Here is an 18136-nt window from a genome sequence, read left to right as displayed (position 1 = left end):
TGATGGGGGATTGCTTTCATTAGGTATGAACATGAAGAAGCTTTTCCTTTTATTCGTCTTTTTGGGCCTTGTCCACTTGCTACGTGGGCAACAGAAGGAGTATAAATTCATTAATTTTAGTAGTAAAAATGGCCTAACGTCCAATTCCGTCAATGCCATTCTCAAAGACAAACACGGCTTTATGTGGTTCGGAACGGAGGATGGGCTCAATCGGTTTGATGGCCAAAACTTCGTTGCCTATCACCACAACGACCGCGACAGTACGAGCATTGGCCGCGGGCCTGTTGTGGCAATGACCCAAGACAAAGCGGGTAAAATCTGGTTGGCTACCAACATCACCCTGTCGGTTTATAACCTTAATCTCGATTCTTTCATCAATTATGATTTTTCAAAATTAGGCTGGATTATCAGCTTATGTGCCGACCACACTGGCAAAATATGGGTAGGCACCTACGCTGGACTTTTTATTTTTGACCCCGATACCAAAACCATCAAGGCTTTAAAAGCCGACCCTACCAAGCGCACCAAGCTCAATTCAAACATTATCAGGTGTATTTTTGAGGACAGCCGCCACGCCATGTGGGTGGGCACCGACAATGGGCTGCACCTTTATACCCACAAAAACGACCAATTCACCCGATTTCTCAGCGACCCAAACCGCCCCGATGCCATTTCGGGCAGCCACATTACGTGCATTACGGAAGACAAAAATGGGCAGCTATGGGTAGGTACCACCAAAGATGGGCTGAATGTGATGAAGGGAGCAAAAAATAGTTTTACCACTTACAAATCAGATGCCAACGATGCTAATACCCTTTCCAATAACCACATCCATAAAGTGGCGTTCGACAAAGAAGGACAACTATGGATAGGCACCGAAAGTAACCTCGACATTCTAAACCCCAAAACGGGCAACGTAACCCGCGTAAAAAGTACCTTTATCGAACAATCAAGTTTTACGCCAAGTATCGTGGGGCGGTCGGTGCGGGATGTTTATATTGACGATACTGGCATCTATTGGGTGTCCATTTACCAAGGCGGAATCAATAAATACGACACCAATCTCGCCTTTTTTAATCATAAACCTTTTAAACAATTTGACCCCAACGGACTGACAGGCAGCTCGGTCATGTGCTTTGCAGAAAGCCCTTCAGGCGATATTTTTATCGGAACGGAAGGAACAGGAATCAATATTTTCAACCGAAAAACGGGGCAAATTAAACCCTTTAGATTAGCCCAGCAACAGGCCAATGTATCGTCTGTGATTGCCCTCGAAACAAATGGAAACACCCTCTGGGTAGGCACGTACCAAGGTGGTTTGTACAATGTGAATCTCGCCACGGGCGCTTCTACGTACTTTCATGTTTCAAGAAGTAATAGCGATACCAAAGATGTACCAGTCAATTGTTTTAAAACCGCTAACGACGGCAAAGTTTGGATGGGTACCAACGGGATTGGGGTGGTTCGCTACGACCCTGCTACGCGTCAAATAGAAGGCCATGAAAAGATTTTCGGACATTCGGGTACCAAATTCCCCCTCAATAACTTCGTCACTGCCATCGAACAAGACAAATCGGGCAACGTTTGGTTTGGGTCAAACGGAACGGGGATTGCCGTTTTCTTTCCCCTTGAAAATCGTTTTCAAGTGCTAAATTATGGCAACAGCGGCCTTCCAATCGACCGCGTTCAGACCATTCACTGCGACAAAATGGGCAGGGTATGGGTGGGCTGTTTGGGCGGCGGATTGTGTTTATACAAACCTGATACTAAATCGTTTGAGCGATTCGACGAAAGTTTTTCGTTGTCAAATGATGTTATTTATAAAATTGTAGAAGACGAAAAAGGGAAACTCTGGGTCAGTACCAACAAGGGAATCAGCTCTTTTGATATCGCAAAAAAAATATTTAAAAATTTCACGCCTTACAACGGCATTCAACAAAGCACTTTCAATATTGGGTCTGGTTTTATCACGACCGATAAAACGTTGTTTTTTGGAGGACTCAACGGCTTCAATTACTTCAAATCTGCCGATATTTTTCAGAGAAAAAACACTCCTCCTTTGGTCACAACGGTCTTAAAAATCAATAATAAGCACGTAAATGCGACTGAAAACGCTGAAATAACGGAGCCTATTCTAACGGCCAAAGAGATGGTTTTGAGCTATAAACAAAACTTTTCCCTCGATTTTATTGCCTTAAATTATACCGTCCCGCACGAAAACAGGTATTCGTACAAACTTGATGGATTTGACAAAGAATGGAACGAAGTTGGTACCAAAAACACCGCTGTTTATACCAATTTAGATCCAGGAGAATACGTCTTTAGGCTCAAAGCCCACAGCGAAGATGGCTCGTGGGAAACGCCCGAAAAAATCATCAATATCACCGTAAAGCCGCCTTTTTGGAGTACTTACTACGCCTATTTTTGCTATTTTCTGCTGACACTCCTTGCGATTTGGGCCATTAGAAGAAGCTCCATTCAAAAGCTAAAAAATGACTTCATGCGAAAGCAAGAACGCCTAGAAATGAAGCATTTGATTGAAAAAGAACGCCACGACGCCGAACAAAAAATGGAGCTTGAGAAAATCAAAATCAAGTTCTTAACCAACCTAAGCCACGAGTTAAAAACGCCGCTTACGCTCGTTTTAAACCCCATCGAAAATTTGATGTTTCAGGAAAACAGTACTGAAAAGCTCGAAATGTTGAATTTAATCAGCCGAAACGCCAAAAGATTACTGAATTTGGTCAATCAGTTGTTGGATTTCAGAAGAATAGAAGCCAACGAACTCACCCTTCACAAAACCGAAGGCGATTTGGTGACGTTTATTCAGGAAATTGTAGATGCTTTTAAGTACATCGCTGTAAGAAAAAACATTGCCTTACATTTTGTAAGTGCCTTCAACAATTACAATACGTCGTTCGACAAAGACAAACTCGAACGCATCCTGATTAACCTACTCTCCAACGCCATCAAATTTACGAACGATGGCGGTAATGTAAGTCTTCAAATCACTGGCGACGGCGAGGGGGGCATAAAAATGATTTTACGCGATACGGGCATTGGACTACCCGCCGACATCCGTGACAAGATTTTTGAGCGCTTTTTTCAGGCCAACAACCACGCCGATATTCTCAATCAGGGCAGTGGCATTGGGCTGTCTATCGCCCAAGAATTTGTTAAACTTCACGGTGGCGCCATCAAAGTGGAAAGCGAAGAGGGCGTTGGTAGTGCGTTTATCATTACCCTTCCGCTGACTCCCATTACTTTTGAGCAATCGACCCCGTTGCACCTACCCAAAGAAGAGCTAGACTCGGTAGAAAGTTTTGCCAAAAAAGAGCCCCCAAAATTGGAGAAACCCGTTGTTTTAATCGTTGATGACGACGACGACTTGAGGGCCTATTTGGTGCAAAGTTTGAAAACCAAATATAAAATTATCGAAGCATCTGACGGACGGCAGGGTTGGCAAAAAGCGCTGGCCAACCACCCTCAGGTCATCATTAGCGATGTCAATATGCCAGGGGTTGATGGGGTGGAAATGGTTCGAAAAATCAAAAATGACACCCGAACCAAACACATTCCTGTGATTATGCTGACGGTTTTGTCGGAAGAAAACGAGCAGCTAAAAGGGCTCGAAGCGGGAGCAAGTGACTATTTGACCAAGCCCTTTAGCTTCCATTTGTTGAGCATCAAAATCGAGAACTTGCTCAGTTTGAACAGCTTGCTAAAAAACACCTACAGCAAACACATTCAGCTAGAAACGCCCGAAATAGAGGTAGAATCGGAAGACGAAAAGTTTTTGTTGAAATTTACGCGCTACGTCGAAGAGAACATCGAGAACCCCAACCTTTCGATTGAGGAATTGAGCAAAGCCATGTTTGTCAGTCGAAGTACACTATACGCCAAGGTGTTGAACATCACGGGCGAAAGCCCCGTCGAGTACGTCAGGTCTTTGAAGCTTAAAAAGGCGCTGTCGCTTTTACAAAAAAACGACATGAAAATAGCCCAAATCGCGTATTCGGTCGGGTTTTCTAACCCCAATTATTTTGCCAGGGCGTTCAAAGCCAAGTACAACGTGTCGCCGTCTGAATACCTCACGCTCAATAAAAACGCCGTTGCGTAGCGATACTTTGCCTAATTGGGTGGCCATTGGCCTTGAGGATGCGATTTCGACGGTGATTTTTTGTCCGCTGCTTTTTTCTTTTTCTTGAAGTATTTAAACGGCTTGAGCGAAAACTCCATGTCCAAGCCCGCAATGTAGTTGGTCAGCTGGTATTTTTTGTGCGAATAATCGGGTTGCCAAATGAAATAGGGATTCAGGCGTTGGTTTTTGAGGTATTCGTACTTGAGGCCAATGGAACTTTGGATGTTATCAATTTTAGTACCCTTGTTGGTAATGGCAAAAAACGGCTCTGAGTACGTATAAACATCCCATTTTTTATTCAGTTTGTACTTAACCGTAAAACGCGGACGAAAGTAGGTATCGGTATCCGTCCGAATTTCATCATCGCCAGTAAAACGCTGGCTTTGGTACTGAATAGCGGGGCGTACCATCAACGTAAAGTCACCTACTTTTGCCTTGGCCGACACTCCTAGAAAGTACCGATGATACACACCTTCATCGACCAGCGCCAAGCGGTAGTTGGTGATGGCCTTCAAGTGTTTATTAAACTCATACTCCACAGCCCCAAACAGATACGAGCCTTTGTAATAAGTTGCGTTATCAATAAATCGGCTTCGGTATTGCACCGTTACTAGCCACTTTTTGGGCAAATCCAATTCTAAAGACACGCCAGGCCATACCTGAAAATCGGTTCTGTTTTGGGCAAAAGCAACTAGGCTACTTAACAGCAAACCAATGAGCATATAGCCTGAACGTGTCTTGAGTTTCATTATTCTAAATCTTTGATGGTATGTACGTGATGTCGATAGAAAAACCGATAAATAATCGGGAATATCAGCAAAGTCAGAACAGTAGCGGTGATGAGCCCGCCAATGACCACAATGGCCAGTGGTTTCTGGGTTTCGGAGCCAATCCCCGTCGATACCGCCGCTGGTAGCAAGCCAATGGCCGCCATCATCGCCGTCATCACAACGGGCCTAATCCTCGATTTTACACCTTCTCGAATCGCTTTGTCGAGCGGCATTCGTTCGGAGGTATTTTTGCTAAATACTGAAATCAGAATCACCCCATTTTGGACACAAATCCCAAACAAGGCAATGAACCCAACCCCCGCCGAAATACCGAAGTTCATGTGCGTAACGTGCAAGGCCAAAATTCCCCCAATCAACGCAAACGGTACGTTGACCAATACGAGTCCTGCGTCTTTGGCGTTGCCAAAAGTGATAAATAAAAGGACAAAAATGGCCACAATGCTAATCGGCACTACTTGTCCGAGACGTTGAGTAGCACGCACTTGGTTTTCAAATTCTCCCGTCCAGTCAATCGAATACCCTTTGGGCAATGCTTTCAAGATGGGAGCAACTTTGCTTTGGGCTTCGGCAATGGTGCTTCCCAAATCGCGCTCACGTACTGAGAATTTTACGCCGATAAACCGTTTATTGTTTTCTCGATAGACAAACGCAGGCCCTGTGACTTTGCGCAGTGAGGCGATTTCTTTCAACGGAATTTTATTGCCTTTCAAGGTTGGCACCATCAAGCGAAGAATGTCGTCTTCGGTGCGGCGATACGGCTCTTGGTAACGCAAACGAATGTCAAACTTACGTTCACCTTCGTACAAAATAGAACCCGTTTTTCCCCCAATCGCCATTTCTATCACCGCTTGGGCATCGGCAGTGCTGACGCCGTACATGGCCATTTTGTGGTCGTGCAAAATCACGCTCATTTCGGGCTGACCCGTATTGCGCAAGATACCCGCGTCTTTTACGCCAGGAACGTCCTTTATCTTTCCTAAAACCTCATCGGCCAACTCGTCCAATTTATCCAAATCATCGCCATAAATTTTGATGGCGTTCGAGGCTTTTATCCCCGCAGCAGCTTCGGCGACGTTGTCGATGATTGGCTGCGAATAATTAAAAGTAATCCCTTGTATTTCAGACAAATCATCGTTCAATTCTTCGATAATTTGGTCAATTGTTTTACCTCCTAATTCTTCTTTTGGCTTCAAATCGACTTGAAACTGGAGAAAGTTAAAACCGTTGGGGTCGGTACCGTCGTTGGAGCGCCCTTCTTGCGAAAGCACCTGCCGAACTTCTTTGTGTTTGGCCACTTTTTCGCGCAAGACTTTCGCTATTTTCACACTTTCGTTCTGCGAATAACTCATGGGCAATTCGGCCGTTACCCACAGTGCACCTTCATTAAGTTGGGGTAAAAACTCGGTACCGAGCCATTTTGCTGAAAACAAGGTCGTTCCCAAGAAAATCATAGCTGCCAAAACGCTCATTTTTTTGCTTCGGTAACACCACTCGAATCCTTTAGAAACTACACGGTCGAAGAAGTTGACAATTGGGTTGTTCTTCTCCCGAACGTTTTTCCGTAATAAAAACGAACACAACACAGGTACCAGCGTAAGGGTGTAAAGCAACGCCCCCAACAACGCAAAGCCAAGGGTGTAGGCCAACGGGCTAAACATTTTTCCTTCTACTTTTTGGAAGCTAAAAATGGGAATCAAGGCCGTGATAATGATCAGTTTGGAGAAAAACACAGCCTTCCCAAGCTCTCCGCCCGTTTTCTTAATCAACCCTAATTTGGCCAGTTTATTAAACCGTTCCATGCCTTTTTTGTGGGCAAGGTGGTCGAGCGACACAAACATCCCCTCCACCATCACCACCGCACCGTCGATGATAATACCAAAGTCAACCGCCCCCATCGAGAGTAAGTTGGCCGACATTCCCTTGAGCCGCAAACACATAAAGGCAAACAGCAGCGCCAACGGGATGATAATGGACACAATGACGGTGGTACGCCAGTCGGCCATAAACAAAAACACGATGACCGTAACGAATATAATTCCCTCAAATAAGTTATGCAGTACGGTGTTGGTACAGTACGTAATGAGGTTGTCGCGGTCGTAAAAAGTGACCATTTTGACGTCAGGAGGCAGAATTTTGGTATTCAATTCCTCAATTTTTTCCTTCACCCGCGTTAGCACTTCGCTGGGGTTTTCGCCTTTGCGCTGCACCACAATCCCCTCCACCACGTCGTCGTTGTCGTTTAAGCCTACTTGCCCCACGCGAGGGAGGTTCGACTCTCTGACGTCGGCCACGTTTTTGACCAAAACAGGGTTATCATCCACGTATTCGACAATGATATTTTCAATGTCGGGAATCGAATTGAGCAACCCAATCCCGCGCACCACGTACGCCTGACCGTTTTTCTCAATCACATCGCCCCCCACGTTGACGTTGCTTTTGGTCACGGCTTCATAGACTTCGAGCGGCGTAATGTCGTATTTGGCGAGTTGCGTAGGATTTACTTGGATTTCGTACATTTTTTCGCGCCCCCCAAACGCCACCACGTCGGCTACGCCTGGCACACTTCGGAGCTGACGATCTACCACCCAATTTTGGAGGGTCAACAACTCGCGGCTATCACGGTCTTTGCTTTCTAACGTATAGCGAAAAATTTCCCCCGTAGGCCCGTAAGGCGGCTGCACTTCGGGGTCAACGCCGTCGGGCAGCGATACTGTACGAAGCTGGTTATTCACCTGTTGTCGGGCAAAAAAGTCTTCTACGTCGTCTTCAAAAATGATTTTGATGATACTGAGCCCAAACATTGTCACACTGCGTACGTTGGTTTTTCGCTGCACGGAGTTCATAGCAACTTCGATTGGTACCGTCACAAAACGCTCGATTTCTTCGGCGCTTCGTCCGTTCCATTCTGTTACTACAATGATTTGCGTATTGGTTACGTCGGGAAATGCTTCAAGCGGTGTATTGAGATAACTTACCACACCTGAAATGACCAAAATACCCGTCATAAAAAAGACGAAAAAGCGGTTTTTGAGTGAAAAACCTACAATTCCTCGAATGAATTTATTCATAATTTAGTCGTTCAGTGCGTCGTACACTAATAATTGATTTTTTGAAATAACCTTCTCCCCTTCTTTCAGCCCTGCCTGTACATAAGCCACGTTGTTTAGCATTTTGTAAACAGTCACTTCACGGGTTTCGATTTGGGTGCGACTCTTAAACACCATCACCCAATTTTTACTACGGTCAAAAATGACTGCACTGGCTGGAATGGCCATCATACTCCCTCCTTCGTCAAACTTGAGCGACACCGTGGCGTGCATTTCGGGCTTGAGTTTGTACCCTTTGTTGTCGAGTCGGATACGCACTTTCATACTTTTAGTATCGGGATCAAGCACATTGTAGATTTTATCTACTTTACCATGAAAGAGTTCATCTTTATAACTAATCGTCTGAATGTCAGCCATCATCCCTAATTTCACTTTGGGAATATCGCTTTCGTTTACGTTGGCCATTACCCACACTTCGCTGATTTGACCCACGGTAAAAATCTGCTCAGCATTATCGGAACGAAGCTGCATTCCTGGGTTGATATTTTTGCTAATCACGAAACCGTCAATCGGTGCTTTTACGATGTAATGCGTACTTTTTCCAAGGCCATAAATGCGAAAAACTTCCTTGATGCGGTTCAATTCGGCTTGGGCATTTTCAACTTCTTTTTTGGCAACATTGACCTCCCGTTGCGAGTTGAGTTTACTTTCAAACAATTCTTCGGCAGCTTTTAAGTTTTTTTCAGCCACCAACACTTCTGACTGCGCCTGAATCATTTGTCGCTCAAAATCAGCCACTTCCCCCGACCGAATTGTGGCTAACACTTGGCCTTTACGGACATAATCGCCGAGTTCGACAGTAGCCGACTCCACATTTCCACCCACCAACGGATAGACCTTAATGACGCGGTTTTCGTCGGCACTGATTTTTCCTACCAGTGTCAGTTCGCTACGAACAGGCGCCATGCCCGCATCGGCCAACTCAATGCGTTTCATCATCGTATCCGACAACGAAAACGCCTTTTTTTCTTCCGTAGCTTCTTTTTGCTCTCCGCACGAAGCGAGCACAACAGCACCCACCAGCACCAGTACTCCTATGATAGCTTTATTCATTTTTCTTAGTTGAAAAGTTCTTGTCCTACAGTAAAATTAAGTTCTTCGTATGCCCCTATTCGGTCGGCTTTAAGGCGGTTCAATTCCTTAACGCTCTCACTATACGTTTCGATGAGGTCGATAAATTCGAGCAGCGTAAGGTTGCGTTTTTGGAAGTTTTCGACGACACCTTTGTTGAGTTGTTCAAATTGGTCCGTGAATTTACTATCCACACTTTGCACCATGTTTTCGACGTAGCGCACCTTCTGAAATGCCTCCGCTACTTCGTTAGAAACTGCGTTGGTTTTCTGGCTTTGCACTCCTTTTTGGTACTCAATCAGGCTTTTTGCCGTTTTGATATTCCCTTGGTTTTTATTGAAAAAAGGCAAATCAGCCCCAAGGGTGATGCCCGTATAATGATTCACATAACTGCCCGATTGGTCATACACCGCCCCCAAACGGAGGTTTGGCACCGCCAATGATTTCTGGAGCGTATAGTTTAACTCAGCCTGCCGCTTGAGCGATTCCACGACTTTGACATCGCCTCGGTTCTGAAGTGCCAACTCACTTAGCGCGGTCACCGTATAGCTATTAAGAAAATAGCGATTCAGCTCCACTTCGTTCACCAATGGCACAACCTGAAGGTTGGTATTGAGCAGTGTTTTCAACCCTTTTTGCTTCTCCGCAATTTGAAAAAGAAGTTCAGTTTTGTCGTTATTAAGCTGAAATAGAAGGGCTTTGAGACGAAGTAATTCCCGCAAGGAGACGTTGTTTTTTTCGTACTGTTCTTCAAAAGCAGTGACCGTTGTCTGTAACGTATTGATTTGAAGCTGGTAACGATTGAGGGTATTTTGAAGAAAAAACACTTCAAAAAAATTGCTCCTCAACTCAAATTTGAGCGTACGAAGCAAGTCCAAAAATTCGTATTCGGTCATTTGGGCATTTTCGATGGCCAAGGCCACCTGTTTGCTACGCTTACCCGCCGTTAGCAAAACTTGCTCAATCGACACGATTTTTTGTCCGCCTTTGGCCACGTCCAACACCCGTTTTTTATCAGGATTATAGGCATTCCATTCGGTAGAAAGGGTCGGGTTATCCCACAAACGGGCTTGAATGACAGCCGCTTTGCTGGCTTCTATCCTAAATCGCTCCGAAAGAAGAATGAGATTATTTTGTAAAAAAAGACTATCGACTTGCTTGAGCGAAAGCCGAAGAGCGTCTTGGGCAAAACAATAAAAAGGCAGCAAAAAAGCTGCGATGAACAGTGTACGCCTCATTTTGGTCTAAAAAGATTCGAGGCAAAACTGCGGCTGAAAGATTAATATGTCATTAATTCTGAATTAAAAACCCCTTAATGGGTTTAATAGTAGTTTTTCAGCGATGATTCCTTAGATGAGTGACTGCGTCAAAAGCAGCGAAACAAACCTTTAGACCCATGTCTCAACAACTACAAAAACAAATCACACTTTTTAGTCTTACCATGATTGCCGTCGGGTCGAGTATAGGCTCGGGCGTTTTTCGTACACCCTCCGAAATTGCGGGTTATTTACCCACCACAGGCTGGATGTTGGGCGTTTGGGTAGTGGGAGGCTTCGTAGCACTTTGTGGGGCGCTTACCTTCGCCGAAATTTCTTCTTCCTTCCAAAAAGCAGGCGGGTTTTACGTTTTTCTCAAGGAAGCATTTGGCGACCTCCCTGCATTTTTATACGGCTGGTCGATGCTACTGGTCATCAATACGGGGTCGTTGGCGGCCCTTTCGTTGGTGTTTACTTCTTACCTTAATGAGCTCATTCCGATTTCAGAAAGTTCGCAGCTCATTGTGGCCGTTCTGACCATCACGCTGCTGACCATTATGAATGTGCTGGGGGTCAAATGGGGAAGTTTTTTTGCGTCGGTTTTTACCTCTGCCAAACTTATCGGTATTGCCATCGTGGTCTTGATTGGTTTTTTGATGGCCACTCAAGACTTCAGTCTTTTTGATTTTACTTGGACCACCAATTCCTACCAATTACCCCTTGTCTCGTCGTTTGGACTGGCCCTCATTGGGGTTTCTTTTTCGTACGGCGGCTATCAGCACGCAACCTTCATTGCGGCCGAAGTAAAAGACGCCGACTGCGTGGTACCCAGGGCGATGTTGCTAGGCATCGGCATTGTGTGTTTGGCCTACGTCACCATCAACGTAGCCTACCTTAAACTCCTCCCCATCGAAAAAATAGCAGCGTCAACGGGCGTCGCCTCGGAAGCTATTTCGACCGTGTGGGGCTTGGGCGCGAAGTTTATTTCTTTTCTCATTGTACTTTCGGTACTCGGCACGATTGGCATTTATATTCTTACTGCTCCTCGTATTTACTTTGCGATGGCCGAAGATGGGCTGTTTTTTAAGCAATTTGCCCAAATTCACCCCCGTTTCCAAACACCTTTCTGGGCCATTATTTTTCAGTCGTTTTGGACGATTTTGCTGCTTATCTTTTGGAAAACGTTCTCTAACCTCATCACTTACGTTGTGTTTGTTGATACGGCCTTTTTCTTCTTGACGGCGGCTACTATTTTTACTTTTCGTAAGCGTAAACTTTCCCGCAATTACAGTACGTTGGCCTACCCCGTCACGCCATTGATTTTTATGGCCATGTCGGCGTTTGTGGTAGTCAATACATTGATCGAAAAGCCCGAACAAGCCATCGCAGGTTTGGTATTTTTGGCCTTAGGCGGCGGTGCTTATGTGTATTTTAAACGAAGCGGGAAGTAGCGAAAGGCAAAGGGCAAGGGAGCAAGAGGCAAAGGGGCAAAGGGGCAAAGGGGCAAAGGGCAAACGCCCAAATGTGCTTTCGGTTGCTCTCGAAGTGTGTTTTCGGTTGCTCACAACCGAAACAGGGGTTACTTATAACCCCGTGAAGTGGAAAGTAGGAAGGGGCAAAGGGCAAACGCCCAAATGTGCTTTCGGTTGCTCTCGAAGTGTGTTTTCGGTTGCTCACAACCGAAACAGGGGTTACTTATAACCCCGTGAAGTGGAAAGTAGGAAGAGACAAAGGGGCAAAGGGGCAAAGGGCAAACGCCCAAATGTGTTTTCGGTTGCTCACAACCGAAACAGGGGTTACTTATAACCCCGTGAAGACTTATAAAACGTACTAAGGGTTTCTCAAAACCCGACCAAACCACCAAACCACAAAACCATATACCGATATGCTTTCAACAACATTAACAGCGCTTTTTGAGCGGGATTTACGCCGACTGAAGGCGGAGCTTTTGGCCTACAAAAACGAAGAAAACATCTGGAAAGTCGCCGAGCAGATTTCAAATTCGGCGGGAAACTTGGCGCTGCACCTCATCGGCAATCTCAATACGTACATTGGGGCTGAAATTGGAAAAACGGGCTACGTTCGCAACCGCCCGTTGGAATTTAGCGCCAAAAACGTAGCCAGAGAAACAATTATCAACGACATCGACGCCACCATTGACGTCATCAGAACGTCGTTGGCTACCCTCACCGACGAAGACTACCAAGCCGAATACCCGCAACTTGTGTTGGAAACCAAAACCACCACTGAGTACTTTTTCATCCACCTTGTCGCCCATCTTGGTTATCATTTGGGGCAGGTCAATTACCATCGGAGGTTGTTGGAATAACGCGGGGCGAATAACGAATTTCGGTATGTTCGCCCCGCGTTTATCATTGAAACTTCTGCCCTTCGGTTTTGCTTTTCCAATCGTCGGTGCGGAAAGGCCCTGCGGGGAGCCCTTCTAGGTTGAACAAATTGGCGTCTTCGGGAGCGTCAGCCCAAGCGTAACGCACCGCAATAGGTTTCACGCCTTTGGGATGATACACCTCTACTTTATCGCCGATGATTTCGGCTTTGGCATAATGAAACACTTTGTCGTCGCCCGCAATCTCAAAGCCTTTGACGTACCCAAACTTATCTTTTACCATCAGACCTTCCCCCACGTTTTTGAAAGAAACAACGGCCTTGTCTTCGTCAAACTTTACCGAATCGTACACAGGCCCAGTATGCAAAACATCTTGCCCAAAATCCATTTTTAAGGCATTAAGCGCCAGACGATGGCCAACGTCTTGTTTGTTGGTCGGGTGAATATCTTTCGGGTTGCCAACGTCAATCGTTACGGCCATACCCGTTTTGGGAAGGGAAAGTGCCAGGGTCTGTGCTTCACGAAGCTCGGCCCAATTGCTTCCGTTGTTACTGTTTTGGTAGCCGCCGTAGCTTGATAATTGTACAAAATAAAACGAGAAATCGTCGTCCCACTGCTGCCGCCAATCATCAATCATCAACGGAAACGACTGTCGGTATTGGTACGCCCGCCCCGCATTCGACTCGCCTTGGTACCAAAGTGCCCCCCGTATGCCAAACGGAATGAGCGGTGCAATCATGGCGTTATAAATCGTCGTCCCGACGTTGTTGCAACTGTGGTTATACGTATGAGGTTCGGCAAAAGAAGGCAAAAGATACCAATCGGAAGCAATGCTTACTTTGGCGGTTTTGGAGCTAACAAACAAATCGTCAGGCGTACCATTTACCCCCAAACCATACCACGGATGCTCGATCATATTCCCAAATTTTATGACAAGCCGATTGGCGCCAGCTTTCCACGCATCGGCAGGAAGGGCTATTTTGCGGACTCCTTGCATCATACCCGCATAGACCAGCTTGCCATTGATGTACATTTCGTTGAAACTATCTTGAATGCCCAACCCCAACGTCGTGGTTTGTCCTACCATGTCTTCAGGGATGTCGATGGTTTTGGCCATAAACCCTTTGCCCCTAAACATCCAAATTCCTTTCCAATCCCACGACCCCAAAGGACTCCCCGCCGAGCGCCATTTCGAGAAATCGTATCCCGCTTCGGTATATTTTTTTTCATCCGCCATCGTAACCTCCGCCTCACTGCCTAGCAACTGTTTGCGCGTTTGGCGGTCGAGTTGTGCATCGGCTTCTTCCCACGTTTTGGGGAGGGCATTGGCGTAGGGTTTCAGTTCATCGTTGGTTTGCATGGCTTCTTTGCTAATCCACCCTTCGATTTGCGAACCTCCCCACGACGAATGAAGCAAGCCGATGGGTACGTTCAATTTTTGGGCTAATTCTCTGGCAAAAAAGAACCCGACAGCCGTAAAATTGCCCACGTTTTCTTCGTCACTCACCTTCCACTCGCCTGAGGCAAGGTCAGTTTGAATGTCCATCGTTACGTTATGTTCTACGTAAAAATGGCGTATTTGGGGAAAATTGGCATTTTTCTTCTCTTGGCGAAAATTATCGGCTTGTTTGACGGGCCATTCCATGTTTGACTGCCCCGAGCACAACCATACCTCCCCCATCAACACATCCTCTACTTCGGCTTTGCCCGTCAGCGTAGTAGCCACCAACCGATGAGGGCCGCCCGCTTCCATGGGTTTGAATTTGACGCTCCATTTTCCTGCTTCATCGGCTGTAGCCAAAAGTTTTTGGTTGGCCAACGTCACCGTGACTTTTTCCTTAGGCTTGGCCCACCCCCAAACAGGAATTGGTTTTTGGCGTTGAAGCACCACGTGATTTGAAAATAAGCGGGCAAACTTTAGCTGGGCAATGGCCTGAAATTGAAGCAGTACAAGGCAAAAGAGTAGCAGTCGTTTCATAACAAAAAAGGAGAATTCTAGGGGTTTAGATAAACACCTAAAAATACGTTAAATAACCCACTCAAAGGCCATGCGTTGGCATAAAAAATTTAGCACAGTTTTTTACCCACAGTACATCTGCGAGAAAAATATCAAATCATTTTTTTCAAAAACTTCCAATTCCCTGAGTTATATACTTTTACCCAATGAATCCCGATGTCGTCGGGCAAAAGTCGCTCGGCATAGTGTCGTTCCCAGGTGTCAGGATTGACCCAAAAAGTATGCGAAGGTGTCGCTCCCATTCGTTCAAAACCTAATCGTTCGTAACTTCTACCGTCGGACCAATCGCGGTCGGCGTAAGTCATAATATCGTCGGGCTGTAGTTCGGCCATAAAAGCTTTCAGCAATTTATCCAATCCGCCTACCACCGTACAGTCAAGATGATTGGCAAAACGAATCAACTCAAACGAGCGGAATGTCTCCCCTTCTCTTAGGATATTTTTTCCCCCGCTAAACGAAGCCACAGCCACCAAAGCTTCTCCTTGCATCGTCATTTGTTGGGTCAAAAACGGAGTCGCAGGACTGTCATCTTTTAAAATGCGCTGGTAATTTTTAGGCAAAAAAAGACCGTATTTAAACTTCGCATTGGTAGAAACTTGCAAGTGATGAACGTCCATAAACCGCTCTAAGGTAGGTTTATCAATTCGGCGAACCTTTGTAAGTCGGGCAGGAATGCGTTGAGAAATACCAAACGCCGCCCGCAGCCTCGACTGAACCACAGCTTTTTTGGAATACCACACATCTTCCCACAAATGAATTACTTTGATGCCTTCCGCTGCCAAAGCATCGCTCAATTGTACAAAAGTATCGGGTAAAAGTAGGTTTGTTTTTTCCAACGAAATGAGGTGAATCGCCAGCAAACGTTCAGGATAATAAAGCACTGGACAGGAAAACCTTTGCCCAAAGATGGGTAGCTCTTGGTCTTGTTGAAAAGACAAAAAAGCCCTCACTTCCTCCTCAAATCGTGTTTGTGTTATCAAGTTCTTTTAAGTTTTCGACGAATGTTTGATTAGAAAACTAACCATTCAACTCTTTATAATAAGTTAATAGTACAATAACGCAAAATTAGGCATGGTTACGGAAAAATGGCTCGACCAGAAAACAATTGTCGTCATTGGCGGTACCACGGGCATTGGGCTTTCGGCCGCGAGTGCGTTTGTTCGGCACGGCGCCCAAGTGGTCGTCGTTGGTCGTAACCCCGAAAGCTGCGCAGAAGCCCAACGGCAATTGGGGCCTTCGGCGGTGGTCATTTCGGCTGATGCCACGCACGAAAGCACGGCCTCTCAAGCCATTGCCAAAGCAGTTCATACCTTCGGGCGCTTTGATGGGCTGTACCATGTGGCTGGAGGAAGCGGACGGAAATTTGGCGATGGCCCCCTGCACGAGCTTACGTTGGAGGGTTGGAACAAAACGTTTGAGTTGAACCTTACCTCGCTCATGCTTTCCAACCAAGCAGCGATACGTCAGTTTTTAGCCCAAAAAACGGGTGGTTCTATCCTGAATGTGGGTTCGGTGCTCGGTTTTTCACCTTCGCCTACCTACTTTACCACCCACGCTTATGCGGCGACCAAATCAGCCATTATCGGCTTTAGTACGTCCATTGCGGCCTATTACGCCAAAGACAACATACGCGTCAACGTGCTTGCCCCCGCATTGGTGGAAACCCCCATGAGCCAACGTGCTTCTCAAAACACGCTCATCATGGATTTTATTAAAACCAAACAACCCCTCGACGGCGGTCGAAACGGGCAACCCGCTGATTTAGATGGCGCTGCTCTCTATTTTTTATCTGATTATGCTCTTTTTACAACAGGCCAAGTCCTCGCCGTTGACGGAGGCTGGTCAGTGACGGAGGGAAAGTGGTAGCGTCTATTGATTTGGTAGCATTCTTTTTAACACATAGAATACAGTAGAATAAACACATAGTAAACATAGACATTTAGATTTGTGTGCTATGTGAAAATTCTATGTGGCCTATGTGTTTACCTTGAGTCATTGGTAACTTAAAACAGGAAACCCAAAACTAAAAAAATGAAAACAGCCATCGGTATTGATTTGGGAGGGACCAATGTCAAGGGCATTTTGGTCAATGAAGCGGGAGAAATCTTGAAGCAACATTACGTGGCGACGCAAGATGACACGGAAGGGCATTGGCGTGAAAATGTACTTGAAATGGTTACCTACTTGCGAAATTATTGGCAGGCTCCCGTTGATGCCATTGGACTGTCGGCTCCAGGCTTACCCGATGCCCATAATTCTTGTATTTCATTTCTTCCCAATCGCTTGTTAGGACTAGCGCATTTTGATTGGAGTGCTTATTTTGGGCAACGCACCTACGTCCTCAACGATGCCCACGCAGCACTCATGGCCGAAGCGCGGTTTGGGGCGGCTAAGGGTTGCCAAAATGTGATTTTACTCACCCTCGGCACAGGCGTTGGAGGCGGGATTCTTATCCAAGGAAAACTATACCAAGGACTTAACCAAATGGCGGGACACCTTGGCCACCTCTCCCTTCATGCCACCGACGACGAAGTAAGCATCGTCGGTGCTCCAGGGAGTTTGGAGTATGCCATTGGCAATTATTCCGTTCAAAAAAGAAGCAAAGGAAAGTTTGACTCCACGTGGGCGCTGGTCGAAGCCTACCGCCAAGGCGACCCTTGGGCCAGTTTGGTTTGGCTCACTTCCGTCCAAAAATTAGCCGTGGCGTTGTCGTCGCTTGTCAATGCGTTATCCCCCGAACTCATCGTCCTTGCAGGAGGAATCACCTTATCTGACGATGCCTTGTTTGAGCCTTTACACCAATTTATGAGCCTGTATGAGTGGCGGCCTGGGGGCAAACAAACCCCCATTGTTCAAGCCCAATTTGGTGACATGGCTGGAGCCATTGGCGCCGCAGGCTTTGCATTATCACACTAAAAAAATAGAACACAGATTTAACTGATTGAACAGATTCTAACTGATTTTTTATGATACATGCTTCTATTACAGACTCAATCATCAAAGCTTACTATACCGTTTATAACGAGTTGGGATTCGGTTTTCTTGAAAAGGTGTACGAAAGAGCTTTGTTAATTGAAATAAAAAAGAAAGGATTGATTTGCGAAAATCAACAACCTATAAAAGTTTATTACGATTCGTATGAAGTTGGAGATTACTATGCAGACTTAGTAGTAGAAAATCTAGTCATAGTCGAGCTAAAAGCTGCTGAAAACTTAGCTGTAGAACATGAAGCTCAGCTGACAAACTACCTGAGAGCTACCGATAAAGAAGTTGGTTTGCTTTTAAATTTTGGGCGAAAACCAGAATTCAAGCGTAAAATTTTTGAAAATCGTTTTAAAGTCAATTTAAAATAATCCGTTCAAATCTATTTAACCCGTTCAATCCGCGTTCTAAACCTTATTGTCAC

General features: G+C 45.8%; 13 protein-coding genes. 7 read left to right on the top strand and 6 right to left on the bottom strand.

The genetic code is table 11. The annotated features are described in order from the left end of the window. Window positions 1-31: 31 nt before the first annotated feature. Window positions 32-4120, top strand: coding sequence for a hybrid sensor histidine kinase/response regulator transcription factor (locus AC23N5_RS09365; RefSeq protein ID WP_487755350.1), 4089 nt, complete (start codon window positions 32-34; stop codon window positions 4118-4120). Between the two features lie 11 nt (window positions 4121-4131). Here AC23N5_RS09365 and AC23N5_RS09360 read toward each other — a convergent pair whose 3' ends face one another. The 4 genes from AC23N5_RS09360 to AC23N5_RS09345 are packed head-to-tail and all read right to left on the bottom strand — an operon-like array spanning window position 4132 to window position 10348. After that, window positions 4132-4890: a DUF2490 domain-containing protein gene (locus tag AC23N5_RS09360; RefSeq protein WP_183973690.1), complete on the bottom strand. Its 759-nt coding sequence runs from the start codon at window positions 4888-4890 to the stop codon at window positions 4132-4134. Further along, on the bottom strand, window positions 4890-8000 hold the full coding sequence (locus AC23N5_RS09355) for an efflux RND transporter permease subunit (protein WP_487755349.1): 3111 nt from the start codon (window positions 7998-8000) through the stop codon (window positions 4890-4892). Before AC23N5_RS09355 ends, AC23N5_RS09360 begins: the two co-directional genes overlap by 1 nt. Window positions 8001-8003: 3 nt before the next feature. Further along, window positions 8004-9092, bottom strand: coding sequence for an efflux RND transporter periplasmic adaptor subunit (locus AC23N5_RS09350; RefSeq protein ID WP_487755348.1), 1089 nt, complete (start codon window positions 9090-9092; stop codon window positions 8004-8006). 5 nt (window positions 9093-9097) lie between these two features. Further along, entirely contained in the window at window positions 9098-10348 is a 1251-nt protein-coding gene (locus AC23N5_RS09345) for a TolC family protein (RefSeq protein WP_487755347.1), read from the bottom strand. 158 nt (window positions 10349-10506) lie between these two features. On the opposite strand from AC23N5_RS09345, the gene AC23N5_RS09340 reads away from it, so the two are divergent. From AC23N5_RS09340 to AC23N5_RS09330, 3 genes are all read left to right on the top strand, one after another. Continuing rightward, window positions 10507-11817 (top strand): APC family permease, encoded by a 1311-nt coding sequence (locus tag AC23N5_RS09340; RefSeq protein WP_487755346.1) that lies wholly within the window; start codon window positions 10507-10509, stop codon window positions 11815-11817. A 185-nt stretch (window positions 11818-12002) separates the two neighbouring features. Next, the gene (locus AC23N5_RS09335; protein WP_487755345.1) at window positions 12003-12200 is read left to right on the top strand and encodes a hypothetical protein; all 198 of its coding nucleotides are present in this window, start codon (window positions 12003-12005) and stop codon (window positions 12198-12200) included. A 51-nt stretch (window positions 12201-12251) separates the two neighbouring features. Continuing rightward, window positions 12252-12695: a DUF1572 family protein gene (locus AC23N5_RS09330; protein ID WP_487755344.1), complete on the top strand. Its 444-nt coding sequence runs from the start codon at window positions 12252-12254 to the stop codon at window positions 12693-12695. Window positions 12696-12738: 43 nt separating this feature from the next. On the opposite strand, the gene AC23N5_RS09325 is transcribed toward AC23N5_RS09330, so the two are convergent. Continuing rightward, on the bottom strand, window positions 12739-14691 hold the full coding sequence (locus AC23N5_RS09325; RefSeq protein WP_487755343.1) for a sialate O-acetylesterase: 1953 nt from the start codon (window positions 14689-14691) through the stop codon (window positions 12739-12741). A gap of 131 nt (window positions 14692-14822) precedes the next feature. Then, on the bottom strand, window positions 14823-15710 hold the full coding sequence (locus tag AC23N5_RS09320) for a hypothetical protein (protein WP_487755342.1): 888 nt from the start codon (window positions 15708-15710) through the stop codon (window positions 14823-14825). A gap of 91 nt (window positions 15711-15801) precedes the next feature. Here AC23N5_RS09320 and AC23N5_RS09315 point away from each other — a divergent pair, with 91 nt between their 5' ends. The 3 genes from AC23N5_RS09315 to AC23N5_RS09305 all read left to right on the top strand — a co-directional run bounded on the left by AC23N5_RS09315 (window position 15802) and on the right by AC23N5_RS09305 (window position 18083). Beyond that, window positions 15802-16596 (top strand): SDR family NAD(P)-dependent oxidoreductase, encoded by a 795-nt coding sequence (locus AC23N5_RS09315; RefSeq protein ID WP_487755341.1) that lies wholly within the window; start codon window positions 15802-15804, stop codon window positions 16594-16596. A 165-nt stretch (window positions 16597-16761) separates the two neighbouring features. Next, a complete protein-coding gene (locus AC23N5_RS09310) occupies window positions 16762-17646 on the top strand; it encodes an ROK family protein (protein WP_487755340.1) in 885 nt (294 codons plus the stop codon). A gap of 50 nt (window positions 17647-17696) precedes the next feature. Then, window positions 17697-18083 (top strand): GxxExxY protein, encoded by a 387-nt coding sequence (locus AC23N5_RS09305; protein ID WP_487755339.1) that lies wholly within the window; start codon window positions 17697-17699, stop codon window positions 18081-18083. The last annotated feature ends 53 nt before the right edge of the window (window positions 18084-18136 follow it).

It is taken from the genome of Runella sp. R5_40 (genome assembly GCF_057652295.1).
The sequence above is the reverse complement of the archived record's forward strand: the minus strand, read 5'-3'. Positions and strand labels throughout refer to the sequence as shown.

Bases quoted from the DNA above. Each gene is read 5' to 3' on its own strand.
- AC23N5_RS09365 (WP_487755350.1), top strand. From the start codon at position 32: ATGAAGAAGCTTTTCCTTTTATTCGTCTTTTTGGGCCTTGTCCACTTG.
- AC23N5_RS09360 (WP_183973690.1), bottom strand. From the start codon at position 4,890: ATGAAACTCAAGACACGTTCAGGCTATATGCTCATTGGTTTGCTGTTA.
- AC23N5_RS09355 (WP_487755349.1), bottom strand. From the start codon at position 8,000: ATGAATAAATTCATTCGAGGAATTGTAGGTTTTTCACTCAAAAACCGC.
- AC23N5_RS09350 (WP_487755348.1), bottom strand. From the start codon at position 9,092: ATGAATAAAGCTATCATAGGAGTACTGGTGCTGGTGGGTGCTGTTGTG.
- AC23N5_RS09345 (WP_487755347.1), bottom strand. From the start codon at position 10,348: ATGAGGCGTACACTGTTCATCGCAGCTTTTTTGCTGCCTTTTTATTGT.
- AC23N5_RS09340 (WP_487755346.1), top strand. From the start codon at position 10,507: ATGTCTCAACAACTACAAAAACAAATCACACTTTTTAGTCTTACCATG.
- AC23N5_RS09330 (WP_487755344.1), top strand. From the start codon at position 12,252: ATGCTTTCAACAACATTAACAGCGCTTTTTGAGCGGGATTTACGCCGA.
- AC23N5_RS09325 (WP_487755343.1), bottom strand. From the start codon at position 14,691: ATGAAACGACTGCTACTCTTTTGCCTTGTACTGCTTCAATTTCAGGCC.
- AC23N5_RS09315 (WP_487755341.1), top strand. From the start codon at position 15,802: ATGGTTACGGAAAAATGGCTCGACCAGAAAACAATTGTCGTCATTGGC.
- AC23N5_RS09310 (WP_487755340.1), top strand. From the start codon at position 16,762: ATGAAAACAGCCATCGGTATTGATTTGGGAGGGACCAATGTCAAGGGC.
- AC23N5_RS09305 (WP_487755339.1), top strand. From the start codon at position 17,697: ATGATACATGCTTCTATTACAGACTCAATCATCAAAGCTTACTATACC.